This window comes from Paraburkholderia sp. Ac-20336 (genome assembly GCF_017105025.1).
Taxonomy (GTDB): Bacteria; Pseudomonadota; Gammaproteobacteria; order Burkholderiales; family Burkholderiaceae; genus Paraburkholderia.
Window position 1 is genome coordinate 17,038 of the sequence record NZ_JAAGPS010000013.1, and the last position, 12,867, is coordinate 29,904.

The 12,867-nt window shown below is 61.4% G+C and carries 14 protein-coding genes and 1 pseudogene; all 15 read right to left on the reverse strand.

Annotation, left to right across the window (positions count from 1 at the left end; genetic code table 11):
• Positions 1–11: 11 nt before the first annotated feature.
• Positions 12–458 (reverse strand): annotated as a pseudogene (locus tag GXB81_RS07405) (MaoC family dehydratase); the annotation flags it as partial.
• Positions 455–913 (reverse strand): MaoC family dehydratase, encoded by a 459-nt coding sequence (locus GXB81_RS07410; RefSeq protein WP_167047691.1) that lies wholly within the window; start codon positions 911–913, stop codon positions 455–457. The gene GXB81_RS07410 and the pseudogene GXB81_RS07405, both read right to left, overlap by 4 nt.
• Positions 914–947: 34 nt before the next feature.
• A complete protein-coding gene (locus tag GXB81_RS07415; protein ID WP_167047694.1) occupies positions 948–2,075 on the reverse strand; it encodes an acyl-CoA dehydrogenase in 1,128 nt (375 codons plus the stop codon).
• A gap of 10 nt (positions 2,076–2,085) precedes the next feature.
• The gene (locus GXB81_RS07420) at positions 2,086–3,282 is read right to left on the reverse strand and encodes an acyl-CoA dehydrogenase family protein (protein WP_167283370.1); all 1,197 of its coding nucleotides are present in this window, start codon (positions 3,280–3,282) and stop codon (positions 2,086–2,088) included.
• 47 nt (positions 3,283–3,329) lie between these two features.
• Positions 3,330–3,755, reverse strand: coding sequence for a DUF1178 family protein (locus tag GXB81_RS07425; RefSeq protein WP_167047700.1), 426 nt, complete (start codon positions 3,753–3,755; stop codon positions 3,330–3,332).
• 256 nt (positions 3,756–4,011) lie between these two features.
• Entirely contained in the window at positions 4,012–4,536 is a 525-nt protein-coding gene (locus GXB81_RS07430) for a DNA-binding protein (RefSeq protein ID WP_205988768.1), read from the reverse strand.
• 19 nt (positions 4,537–4,555) lie between these two features.
• Complete coding sequence (locus GXB81_RS07435; RefSeq protein ID WP_167047706.1) at positions 4,556–4,846, reverse strand: hypothetical protein; 291 nt, start codon at positions 4,844–4,846, stop codon at positions 4,556–4,558.
• 299 nt (positions 4,847–5,145) lie between these two features.
• A complete protein-coding gene (locus GXB81_RS07440) occupies positions 5,146–5,736 on the reverse strand; it encodes an NUDIX hydrolase (protein ID WP_167047709.1) in 591 nt (196 codons plus the stop codon).
• 43 nt (positions 5,737–5,779) lie between these two features.
• On the reverse strand, positions 5,780–6,076 hold the full coding sequence (locus tag GXB81_RS07445) for a DUF2818 family protein (RefSeq protein WP_167047712.1): 297 nt from the start codon (positions 6,074–6,076) through the stop codon (positions 5,780–5,782).
• Positions 6,076–7,548 carry an NADH-quinone oxidoreductase subunit NuoN gene (gene nuoN / locus GXB81_RS07450; RefSeq protein ID WP_167047715.1) on the reverse strand — a complete coding sequence of 491 codons (1,473 nt, stop codon included), beginning with the start codon at positions 7,546–7,548 and terminating at the stop codon, positions 6,076–6,078. Before nuoN ends, GXB81_RS07445 begins: the two co-directional genes overlap by 1 nt.
• A 24-nt stretch (positions 7,549–7,572) precedes the next feature.
• Complete coding sequence (locus GXB81_RS07455; protein WP_167047718.1) at positions 7,573–9,063, reverse strand: NADH-quinone oxidoreductase subunit M; 1,491 nt, start codon at positions 9,061–9,063, stop codon at positions 7,573–7,575.
• A 14-nt stretch (positions 9,064–9,077) separates the two neighbouring features.
• Positions 9,078–11,150 (reverse strand): NADH-quinone oxidoreductase subunit L, encoded by a 2,073-nt coding sequence (nuoL, locus tag GXB81_RS07460; RefSeq protein ID WP_167047721.1) that lies wholly within the window; start codon positions 11,148–11,150, stop codon positions 9,078–9,080.
• Between the two features lie 17 nt (positions 11,151–11,167).
• Positions 11,168–11,473, reverse strand: a complete 306-nt coding sequence (nuoK, locus tag GXB81_RS07465) for an NADH-quinone oxidoreductase subunit NuoK (RefSeq protein WP_006052894.1) — start codon at positions 11,471–11,473, stop codon at positions 11,168–11,170.
• A gap of 20 nt (positions 11,474–11,493) precedes the next feature.
• On the reverse strand, positions 11,494–12,183 hold the full coding sequence (locus GXB81_RS07470) for an NADH-quinone oxidoreductase subunit J (protein WP_205988769.1): 690 nt from the start codon (positions 12,181–12,183) through the stop codon (positions 11,494–11,496).
• Between the two features lie 191 nt (positions 12,184–12,374).
• Positions 12,375–12,863: an NADH-quinone oxidoreductase subunit NuoI gene (gene nuoI / locus GXB81_RS07475; RefSeq protein WP_012432383.1), complete on the reverse strand. Its 489-nt coding sequence runs from the start codon at positions 12,861–12,863 to the stop codon at positions 12,375–12,377.
• Positions 12,864–12,867: the final 4 nt, after the last annotated feature.

Genomic DNA, 12,867 nt, shown 5'->3' on the forward strand with positions numbered 1-12,867 from the left:
GTGCGAGCCCGCATGCACACCGGCCGCTCGCTGCCCTGCCGCTCCACCGTGACGTTCCATGCGACCTGCACGCCGCCGTCGTCGACTTCGGTCACGGATTCCACCGCAAACTTCCCGCGCAGCGACGAACCCACCAGCACCGGCGACACGAAACGCACACGATTCAACCCGTAGTTGACGCCCATGCGCTGCTCGAACGTCACCGTTTCACCGAGCAGAGCCGGAATCAGCGAGAGCGTCAGAAAACCATGCGCGACCGTGCCGCCAAACGGCGACTCGCGCCTGGCCCGCTCGGGGTCGACGTGAATCCATTGATGATCGCCGGTGGCCTCGGCAAAACGATCGACCTTATCCTGATCGACGCTCAACCATTCGCTGACGAGCGGTTCGGCGCCCACGCGCGCGAGCACAGCCTCGGCATTGTTGAAAGCGGCGAGCGGCGCCGCACTCGCCGTCATGCCGCGGCTCCCGGCTTGCGCAGCCCGAACATGCCCTTCGAACGCACCGTAATCACCGTTTCGCCATGCTGATTGATGCCTTCCCAGCGCGTCGATACGATGCCGCGATCGGGTTTGCTCTCCGACACGCGCTTGTCGACGATGACGTTCATCATCGTGATCGTGTCGCCGACGCGCACCGGCTTGAGCCAGCGAATCTCGTCGATACCGGGCGAGCCCATCGACGTCGAACCCGCCAGCACGTTGCGCACGAGCATGCCCATCATCACCGAGCACGTATGCCAGCCGCTCGCCACGAGGCCACGAAACGGCGATTCGGCCGCTGCGGCTTCGTCGAGGTGAAACGGCTGCGGATCGAACTTCTGCGCGAACTCGACGATCTCCTCGCGCGTGAACGTGTGCTTGCCGACTTCGTGCGTCGTGCCGACTTCCATGTCTTCGAAACTGAATCCCATCGTGCCTCTCCTTGATCCGGTTGAATTGCGCCGATCAGTCTTCGGCGACGGCAAAGCCGGGAAGCGTGGCGAACCGCGCAAGATGATGATCGACGTCGCCAAGCGTGGTCTCGATGATCGCGAGGCGCTTAAATAGATGCGCCGCCGCTACCTCGTTCGTGACGCCCATGCCGCCATGCAACTGCACCGCCTGCTGACCGACGAAACGCGCCGCCTGACCGACGCGCACCTTTGCCGCCGAAATTGCGCGACGGCGTTCGTCGGCATCTTCGCTCGCATAGCGCATCGCAGCGAGATAGGTGATGGAGCGCGCCTGTTCCGCGTGAATCAGCATCTCGACCATACGATGCTGCAACGCCTGGAAACGCGCGATCGGCTGGCCGAACTGCTGGCGCGTTTTCGTGTAGTCGACGGTGGCGTGGTTCAGCGCGTCGAGCGCGCCGATCGCCTCCGCGCACAGCAGCAACGTGCCGTAGTCGGCGATCTGTTCGAGCGCCACCGCGCCCGCGTGCTGACCGGCGAGCCGACGCGCGGGCGTGCCGGTGAATTCGAGCGTGGCCGCGCGCTGGCCGTCGATGGTGCGATATTCGGTGACTTTGGCACCGGCCGCGCCGCGCGCCACGACAAAAAGCGCGATCTCGCCATTCAGGCGTGCCGGCACGATCCAGTGATCCGCCTGCGCGCCGTGCAGCACGACCGACTTCGTGCCACCTAGCGCGTACTGCTCGCCCTGAGCGCTCGCCGTCGTGGCGATGTCGAACAGATCGTAACGTGCGTGCGGTTCATGAAAGGCCACGGCCAGTTTGCATTCGCCCTGCGCCGCGCGCTCGAGCAACGCGGCGTCTTCGCCTTCGCTCGTGCCCGCTATGCGTAGTGCCTCGATGCCGACCACGGTCGCCCAATACGGCTCGATGACCAGCGCGCGACCGAGTTCCTGCATGACCACCAGCATGTCGATCGGACCACCGTTGAAACCGCCCTGCGCTTCCGGCACCGGCAGCGCGGTCAAACCGAGTTCGGTGAACGCGGCCCAGTGCGCGGCCGACACACCGGCTTCCGAGCGCACGATCGCCTGACGCGCCTCGAAGCCGTAGCTTTTCTCGAGATAGCGGCGCAGCGCGTCGGCAAATTGCTGTTGTTCGTCGTTGAAAGTGAAGTCCATGCGCCGCTCCTCAAAGTCCGAGAATCATCTGCGCGATGATGTTCTTTTGAATTTCGTTCGAGCCGCCGTAGATCGACGTCTTGCGGAAGTTGAAGTAGTACGCAGCGAGCGGCGCGGCATCGTCATCGCCGGCGAGGCTGTGCTCGCGCTCGCCTTCGAGGAACGGCACGTCGAACGGCGCGGCAAGCGGACCAATCGCTTCGAACATCAGCTCGGTCAAGCCCTGCTGCACTTCGGTGCCTTTGATTTTCAGCATCGACGCTTCCGGGCCCGGCCCGCGTCCGCCCGCCTCGTTGGCAACCACGCGCTGCACGGTGACTTCGAGCGCCATCAACTCGATTTCGAGATTCGCGACCTTCGCGGCAAAGACCGGGTCCAGCAGCAACGGCTTGCCGTTCTTCTTCTGATTCAGCGCGACGCGCTTAAGAAAGACGAGTTCACGCTTCGAGGTGCCGACCCGCGCGATGCCGGTGCGCTCATGACCTAGCAGGTATTTCGCGTACGTCCAGCCGCGATTTTCCTCGCCGACCAGATTCTCGAGCGGCACTTTCACGTCTTCGAAAAACACCTCGTTGACTTCGTGATCTTCGTCGAGCGTGATGATCGGCCGCACGGTGATGCCCGGCGTTTTCATATCGATCAGCAGAAACGAAATGCCTTCCTGCTTTTTGGCCCCGCTGTCGGTGCGCACGAGGCAGAACATCATGTCGGCGTACTGGCCCAGCGTGGTCCAAGTTTTCTGGCCATTGACCACGTAATGATCGCCGACGCGCTCGGCACGGGTGCGCAGCGATGCGAGATCCGAGCCCGAACCCGGCTCGGAATAGCCCTGGCACCACCAGTCTGTGCCGTCGAGAATACGCGGCAGATAGTGGCGCTTCTGCGCCTCGTTGCCGTATTTCATCAGCACGGGTGCGACCATCGATACACCGAAGGGCAGCACGGAAGGCGCACCAACTCGCGCGCACTCTTCCTCCCAGATATGCCGCTGGGTCGCATCCCAGCCCGGGCCGCCATATTCGCGCGGCCACGCAACCACCGACCAGCCTCGCGTGCCGAGCAACCTGTGCCAGCTAGCGAAATCTTCGCGGGAAAGACGTTTGTGATTGAGTACCTTGTCGCTCAGCTCACGGGGCAGATTCGCCTCGAGCCAGGCGCGGATGTCGGCGCGGAACGCGTCTTCAGCGGAGGAATAGTCCAGATTCATGCGTAGTGTCTCCTGGCCGCCACCACCTGGCGCCAGCAGGCACCGCGCTATTGCAGCGGTTCCTTCAGGGCAGCCGGGACTGGCAGCGGCATCACTTCGATGCCTTCCTCGACCAAGGCACGCGCATCTTCCGGTGTCGTGACACCACGAATATTGCGTGCGGGCGCTTCGTTGTAGTGAATGCGCCGCGCTTCCTCGGCGAAGCGGTCGCCCACGTTCTCGGTCTTTTCCAGTACCTCGCGCAGTGCGCGCATGACACGCGCCTGCATGTCACCGGTATCCGCCGGCGCTTTCGTGTCAGCCGCACCCGACAGATTCAGGCGCGGTGCCGACGGCAAGCGGCTCACTTCGTTCGCACCGCAGATCGGACATTCGACGAGCTTGCGAGACTGCTGCGATTCGAAGTCATCAGCCGAAGCGAACCAGCCTTCGAACCGATGGCCATGCGGACACTGTAAATCGAGGACCTTCATGTGGAATCAGGGCTTGCGTGCCAGTTTAGCGCAAAAAGAAAATTTATGAACGATCGTTCGTAAAATTTAAGATCGATGCTCCAGAGTTGGACGTAGTGAACAAATCGGGCGCGGTGGGCGATTTTAACGCTTTGCGCCAGGCGCTGCCGAAGGCAAGTCGCCACGTGAGCCGTACCGGTTTCGCCTGACGAACCCTGCTGGACCGCTCACCCATCATGCTTAAGGGCTCTCTACACCGGCATGCCCCGCACCACGCTTACGCGACGAGGCTTTCAATCCGGCGGCTGACGCGCGCTTCGATCTGACGCGCCCCCCGGGCAAGATTGATCTGTTTCGCCAGCTTTGCAACATCCACCACGTCTGCCTTGATGTTGTATCCGCCGCGCGAAGTGAGCCACTCAAGCACGTCGGACAGATGCCACACCGACGTACTCCCTTCGTGGACAGGCGGAGGGAAGTCCGTGGCGTGGCTCAGCATCAGCTTGCGCATGTTCTGCCGCGATACGCCGGCGACTTCCGCCGCATCGGTCAAGCCAACGAAATCGGGCCCCGCCTCTACAAGCTGCGCAGACGGCACCGCGCGTTTGACATCCTTGAGCGCGCTGACGACAGCCTCGAGCGCAGATGCACCTTCGCGGGAAAACAGCAGCCCCAAGCGTCCCGGTTGTCCCACGCCGACCGTGGCGTCGTCGCACCCTGCTTCGCCCAGCCGTTCGACGATCTCGTCGGCATCGCAGTCTTCGGCTGCGAGCCGGTATTTCAACGTGAACACATATTCCATACGTTACTCCTGTCTTCATTCAGCCCAGGTTTGCGCCTTTCATGTTCGGCGCCACACGCCCCGTTACCGCACGAGCCGTGCAGTTGTCGACGATACGCCGCAAGTGCTTGGCGTGATTGCCCGAATTCTTCGGCGTACTCCAGACACTCGATATACAGAACTCTCCGCAGCGGCATTCCGCCTCTTTATAAGGACAGTAGATTTTTCCCCACGCGTGACCTCTCCCACCATCCTGGACGCGCCAGCCATGCTTCTCCGCGTAGACCAATGCCGCTTCGATCTCCTTCTTCGCGTGCTTTCCTCTAACCATCGACACCTCCAATTTAACCGACGCCTCATAAGTTGTCAATCGACAACTACAAAGACTTTCAAAGTCAGACCTCTTCGCTGCCTATCGTTCGTTATTCAAAATAAAAACGATGACGAACGCGGTGACCGGAAAGCTCATACTAGCGACACGCGAACGACTCGACGAGCCAGCCAGATGGCCTATGAAAAACGGATATTCAGGTGTCGGAGAAAAAGCGTTGCCCAATGACAAAGCCCCTGCCGGTCATCGACCGGCAGGGGCTTCTCGTGTTATAGGCCGGATATCTGGCAGCGCCAGACTTATACCGTCTCCGGCGTCGCCGTCGGCCAGGCGCCCGAGAGCACCTTCTCCAGCCAGAACGTGCCGATAATCGTCTTCACGTCGGTGATCTTGCCGGTGCGCACCCATTCGGATACGTCCTCGAACTTCGCCGTAAAGAGTTCGAGGAACTCGCCCTCGTCGAGCTTGCGCTCGCCGGCGACCAATCCGCGTGCAAGATAGATGTCGATGAACTCGGTCGAATACGAAATGATCGGGTGGATGCGCGTCAGGTACACATACTCGCGCGCGGTATAGCCGGTTTCCTCGCGCAACTCGCGCGCCGCGCAGGCCAGCGCGCCTTCGTTCGGATCGAGCTTGCCGGCCGGATACTCGACCATGACCTTGCCCATCGGATAGCGATACTGGCTCTCAAGCAGCACGCGACCGTCGTCGAATAGCGGAATCACCATGACGGCACCCGCATGCTTGACGTATTCGCGGGTCGCCTGCTTACCGTCAGGCAACCGGACCGTATCGTACTTGACCGTCATGAACGGCCCTTGATGAACCGTCTTGCTGTCGATACACGTCTCGGTTAGCGCGGCATCGTGATTGGGAAGTTCAGCCATGTGCGGACCTCAAAACAGCCTGGTGCGCGACGGCGGGACGCCGTCAGCGGCGTTTGACGAGATATTGGAAGGTAAAGCCGGGAAAAGCGAACACGACGAACAGCGCAAACGTGATCGCATAGAACTGCCAGCCCTGTTCGAAGCGGTTTCCCGCGCGCGCTTCGAGCAGAAAACCCAGCGCGCCAACCACGAAATACAACACGATCAGTTCGGCAATCCGCAGCCAGGCGCTTTTCTTCGCCGCTTTCAACGGCACGGCGGCGAAGAGGCGCTGATTCAGGAACGGCAGGTTGGCGCCCACGAACGCCAACAGCACGATAAACCAACCCGCAGCGGACATCAGAGCAGCAGCGTGTGCTGGATAGCCTGCAGGCAGGCGCGCAGCAGCGGGTCGGGCACGATACCGAGCACCAGCACGGCCACGCCGTTGAGCGCGAGCAGCGCGCGCGTGCTCGTGTCGGCGACGATCGGCGACTTGTCCTGCGGCTCGTCGAAGTACATGAGCTTGACGATACGCAGGTAGTAGAACGCGCCGAACAGCGAGGTGATAACCGCCAGAACCGTGAGCCAGGTCAGACCGGCGTTCATCGTCGCCTGCAGCACGGCGAGCTTCGCATAGAAGCCGACTGCCGGCGGAATGCCCGCGAGCGAGAACATCATGATCATCATCACGAACGCGAACACCGGGCTGCGCTGATTGAGGCCCTTGAAGTCCTCGAGCGTGTCCGCTTCGAAATCGCGGCGGGCGAGCAGCATGATGACGCCGAAGGTGCCGAGCGTCGTGATCAGGTAGACGATGCTGTAGAACATCGCCGAACCGTACGCGCTCGCGGCGCCCGTGGTCTTCTGGTCGACTACGCCAGCGAGCAGGCCGAGCAGCACGAAGCCCATGTTCGAGATCGCCGAGTACGCAAGCATCCGCTTGACGTTGCGCTGCACGATACCGGTGATGTTGCCGACGATCAGCGACAGCGCCGCGAGGATCACGAGCATCTGTTGCCATTCGACCGCGAGCGGCAGCAGGCCCATCACGAGGAAGCGCAGGCCCCACGCGAATGCCGCGACCTTCGGACCGCCGCCAACCGTGAGCGTCATCGCCGTCGGTGCGCCCTGGTACACGTCGGGCACCCACATGTGGAACGGCACCGCCCCCATCTTGAACGCCACGCCGGCCACGATGAAGATCACGCCGAACAGCAGCACGCTCGGATCGTAGTGGCTCGTGCCGATCGCCTTGAACACTTCGTTGAGGTCGAGCGAGCCGGTCGCGCCGTACAGCATCGAGATACCGTACAGCAGGAAGCCCGAAGCGAGCGCGCCGAGCACGTAGTACTTCATCGCCGCTTCGTTCGACGACGCCACTTCGCGGCGCAGCGCGATCACCGCATACAGCGACAGCGACATCAGTTCGAGACCGAGATACAGCGTCAGGAAGTTGTTGCCCGAGATCATCACGATCTGGCCGAGCAGCGAGAACATGCCGAGCAGGAAGAAGTCGCCGCGGAACAGGCCGCGGTCCTCAAGATAACGGCGCGAATAAACGATCGACACCGCGTAGCCGAGCGACACCACCGCCTTCATCACGTTGGCGAACGAATCGACCACGTACATGTGGTCGAAGAAGTAATGCACCTGCGGATCGAACGCATTCATCGCGAACCAGATGCCGGCGACCAGCGTCGAGAAGAACGCGATGAAATACGTGGTGCGGCGACCGTCCGGGCCGACGAACGTGTCGTTGAGCCACGCGACGACAACGGCCAGCATCAGCAACGCGTCGGGCAACAGAGCAGTCATAGGGGCGTTTTGCATGGTCTTAAATTCCTCCGCTCGTCGTTACTGAGGCAACGGCAGCTTCGATTGAGCAACGTGGGAGAGGAGGTTTTCCACGGATACGTGCATCACATCGGTAAAGGGCTTCGGGTACAGCCCCATGAACAGCGTCAGTGCGGCGAGCACTGCCAGCATGAAAAATTCGCGACGGCTGATGTCGGCGAGATGCTTCACGTGGTCGTTCGCGACCGCGCCGAAGTACACGCGCTTGTACATCCACAGCGTGTAGGCCGCGCCGAGGATCAGCGTAACCGCCGCACCGCCCGCGATCCAGAAGTTGTACTGGACAGCCGCCAGGATCACCATGAATTCGCCGACGAAACCGGAGGTGCCCGGCAAGCCGCAGTTCGCCATCGAGAACAGCATCGCGAACGCCGCGAACTTCGGCATCATGTTGACGACGCCGCCGTAATCGGCGATCTGACGCGAATGCATGCGGTCGTACAGCACGCCGATGCTCAGGAACATCGCGCCCGACACGAAGCCGTGCGAGATCATCTGCACGATCGCGCCTTCCGCACCGAGCTGGTTGAAGATGAAGAAGCCGAGTGTAACGAAGCCCATGTGCGCGATCGACGAATACGCGACCAGCTTCTTCATGTCGGCCTGCACCATCGCGACGAGGCCGATGTAGATCACCGCGATCAGCGACAGCGTAATGACGACCGGCGCGAGGAAATGGCTCGCGTCAGGCGCGATCGGCAGCGAGAAGCGCAGGAAACCGTACGCACCGAGCTTCAGCATGATCGCGGCCAGCACGACCGAGCCGCCGGTCGGCGCTTCCACGTGCGCATCGGGCAGCCACGTATGCACCGGCCACATCGGCACCTTCACCGCGAAGGCCATGAAGAACGCGATAAACAACAGCACCTGCGGCGTCATCGCGATCTGCGCGTGCTGCCACGTGGCGAGATCGAACGTGCCGGTTTCGTTGTACAGATACAGCAGCGCGACCAGCATCAGCAGCGAGCCCATCAGCGTGTACAGGAAGAACTTGAACGCCGCATACACGCGGTTCGCCCCGCCCCACACGCCGATGATGATGTACATCGGGATCAGCGTCGCTTCGAAGAACACGTAGAACAGCATGCCGTCGGCCGCGCTGAACACGCCGACCATGATGCCCGAGAGGATCAGGAACGCCGCGAGGTACTGGCCGACGTTCTTCGTGATCACTTCCCACGCGGCGATCACGACGATCACCGTAATCAACGCGGTCAACACGACGAACCACATCGAAATGCCGTCCACGCCGAGGTGGTACGCGATGTGGAAGCGCTCGATCCAGCTCGCCTGCTCGACGAACTGCAGATCCGCCGTGCTCGAATCGAAACCGGTGATCAGCGGAAGCGTGACGATGAAGCTCAGGACCGAGCCGATCAGCGCGATCCAGCGCGCCGGCGCCGGGTTGTCGTCCTTGCCGATCGCGAGGACCAGCAGGCCGAAGAGAATCGGCAACCAGATCGCGATGCTGAGAATCGGATAAGCGTGCATGAGTGTCCCTCGCCTTATTTGCCGCCGAGCGTTACAAACAGGGTCAGGAGCCCCAGCATGCCGATAATCATGGCGAACGCGTAGTGGTAGATGTAGCCGGATTGGAGGAAGCGGATCACGCTCGCGAACCAGCCGATAAAGCGTGCGCTGCCGTTGACGATGCCGTCGATCACGACCACGTCGCCTTCCTTCCACAGACCCCGGCCGATTGCCACCGCGCCGCGAGCAAACACGACTTCGTTGATCTTGTCCATGTAGTACTTGTTATCGAGCAACGTGTAGATCGGGCCGAACGCGCGCTTGATGACAGCCGGCAGGTCCGGACGGATCAGATACAGGAACCATGCAACTACGACACCGGCGAGCGCGAGCCACACCGGCAGGCCCGACACCGAGTGCAGACCCATCGACGCCCAGCCCTGGAACTCTTCGGCCATTTCGTGCAGCGCCGGATGGTTCTCGCCGATGTAGATCACCTTGTCGAACGCGACGCCATGCTGGAAGAAGTCGCCGAACAGCATCGGACCGACACCGATCGCACCGATCACGATCGACGGAATCGCCAGCAGCACCAGCGGCACCCACACGACCCACGGCGTTTCGTGCGGCTCGTGAGCGTGATCATCGTGACCATGAGCGTGACCGTGATCGTCGTGGCCGTGCGCGTCATGCGCATGCGCCGCGGCTTCGATACCCATCGGCGATTCCGGATGCTTCGGACCGCGGAAGCGCTCCTTGCCGTGGAACACCATGAAGTACATACGGAACGAGTACAGCGCAGTCACGAACACGCTCGCGACCACCGCGAAGTAGGCGAAGCCCGAACCCGGCAGATGCGACAGCTTCACCGCGTCGATGATCGAGTCTTTCGAGTAGAAACCCGAGAAGAACGGCGTGCCGATCAGCGCAAGCGAACCGATCAGCGACGTGATCCACGTGATCGGCATGTACTTGCGCAGGCCGCCCATGTTGCGCATGTCCTGATCGTGGTGCATGCCGATGATGACCGAACCCGCGCCGAGGAACAGCAGTGCCTTGAAGAACGCGTGCGTCATCAGGTGGAACACGGCGACCGAGTAGGCCGAGGCGCCGAGCGCGACCGTCATGTAACCGAGCTGCGACAGCGTGGAATAAGCGACCACGCGCTTGATGTCGTTCTGGACGATGCCGAGGAAGCCCATGAACAGCGCCGTGATCGCACCGATGACCATCACGAACGACAGCGCCGTATCCGACAGTTCGAACAGCGGCGACATACGCGTGACCATGAAGATACCGGCCGTCACCATGGTTGCCGCGTGAATCAGCGCGGAGATCGGCGTCGGGCCTTCCATCGAGTCCGGCAGCCACACGTGCAGCGGGAACTGGGCCGACTTACCCATCGCGCCGATGAAGAGGCAGATGCACGCAACCGTGAGCAGGCCCCAGTCCGTGCCCGGGAAATTCAGCGCCGCGAGTTCGGTGCGCTTCGCGAAGACTTCGCCGTAGTTCATCGAACCGGCGAACGCGAACAGCAGGCCGATGCCGAGCAGAAAGCCGAAGTCGCCGACGCGGTTCACGAGGAACGCCTTCATGTTCGCGTAGATCGCCGACTCGCGCTTGAAGTAGAAGCCGATCAGCAGGTACGACACGAGACCCACCGCTTCCCAGCCGAAGAACAGTTGCAGGAAGTTGTTGCTCATCACGAGCATCAGCATCGAGAACGTGAACAGCGAGATGTACGAGAAGAAGCGCTGGTAGCCGTCGTCGTCGGCCATGTAGCCGATCGTGTAGATGTGCACCATCAGCGACACGAAGGTCACGACGCACATCATCATCGCGGTCAGCGAGTCGACGAGGAAGCCGACTTCGAGCTGCGTCTTGCCGATCGACATCCATTCATAAACGGTCGCGTTGAAACTCGCGCCGTCCATCACCTGGAAGAAGACCATGACCGACAGGATGAACGAAACCGCGACGCCGAGGATCGTGACCGAATGCGCGCCGGCTCGCCCTACCGCCTTTCCGAACAGCCCTGCAACCAGGGAACCGGCAAGCGGTGCCAGCGGAATTGCCAACAGCAGGTTTTCATTGAGTATCGTGGACATAACCGCTTTTCCTGAAATTAACCTTTGAGCTGATCGAGATCCTCGACATTGATCGTGTCGAGACTACGGAACAGGGTCACCAGAATTGCGAGGCCGATCGCCGCTTCCGCGGCCGCCACCGTCAGCACGAAGAAGACGAAGATCTGGCCATGCACGTCGCCGAGGTAGTGCGAGAACGCGACGAAATTGGTGTTCACCGCGAGCAGCATCAGTTCGATCGCCATCAGGATGATGATGACGTTACGGCGGTTCAGGAAAATGCCGACGATGCTGATCGCAAACAGGATCGCACCGAGGACAAGGTAATGGGCTAGGGTCAACATGATTTCTATCTCCTGTCCGCTCAGCTGTTCTTGGCAGGTGCCGAGTCGGCTGCCGCTGCCGCCGCAGCTGCGGCTTCTTCCGCGGCGAGGGTCGCCGCGGTTTTCTCCGACGCCATCTTCACGACGCGCACGCGGTCCTGCGCACGCACCTTGACCTGCGCGCTGACGTTCTGCCGCTTGCTGTCCTTCTTGTGGCTCGTGGTCAGCGCGATCGCAGCGATGATCGCCACCAGCAGTATCAGGCCGGCGACTTCGAACGCGAAGATGTAGTCCGTGTAAATGATCTTGCCGATCAGGCGGGTGTTCGACCAGTCGCCCATGCCGTTCGCGGCCGCGGCCGTATCGTGCAGCACCGTCGACGTCGCGCCGTAGCCGTGCCACAGGATCAGTGCGGTCTCGATCACGATGATCGCGCCCACCACCGTCGCCATCGGCACGAAGCGTTTGAAGTCTTTGCGCAGCACGTCGAGATTGATGTCCAGCATCATCACGACGAACAGGAACAGCACCATCACCGCGCCGACGTAGACGAGCACCAGCAGGATCGCGAGGAACTCGGCCTCGAGCAGCATCCAGATCGCCGCTGCGTTGAAGAACGCCAGCACCAGGAACAGTGCGGACGCCACCGGGTTGCGCGAGATGATCACCTTCAGCCCCGAGACAACCAGGAGCAGCGCGAAGATGTAGAACAGTACGGTCGTGAATTCCATGATTACCGGTTCATCGTTAGGCCATCGTCAGGCATTGTTCTTTGGCACGCGTGGTCAGCAAAAGCGGGCGAACCGCCAGAACAGTCGCACAGGTGCGCCGTGCCGCGGCGTTCAGACCGCGGCGCTCGGCCCGACAGCAGGCCGTGTTACTGCTTTTACTGCCGCTATTACTGCATCAACGGAAAAGCACTTCAACGATACGGTGCGTCGGCAGCCTTGTTGGCGGCGATCTCCGCTTCATAGCGATCGCCGACAGCCAGCAGCATGTCCTTCGTGAAGTACAGGTCGCCGCGCTTCTCGCCGTGATACTCGAGAATGTGCGTCTCGACGATCGAGTCGACCGGGCAGCTTTCTTCGCAGAAACCGCAGAAGATGCACTTGGTCAGGTCGATGTCGTAGCGCGTCGTGCGGCGCGTGTTGTCCGCGCGCGTTTCCGATTCGATCGTGATCGCGAGCGCCGGGCATACCGCTTCGCACAGCTTGCAGGCGATGCAGCGCTCTTCGCCGTTTTCATAGCGGCGCAGCGCATGCAGACCGCGAAAACGCGGCGAGATCGGAGTCTTCTCTTCCGGGAATTGCACCGTGACCTTGCGCTGGAACGTATAACGTCCGGTCAGCGCGAGACCCTTGAGCAGTTCCGTGAGGAAGAAAGTCTTGAAGAAGTTTTGGATTGCGGTCATAGGT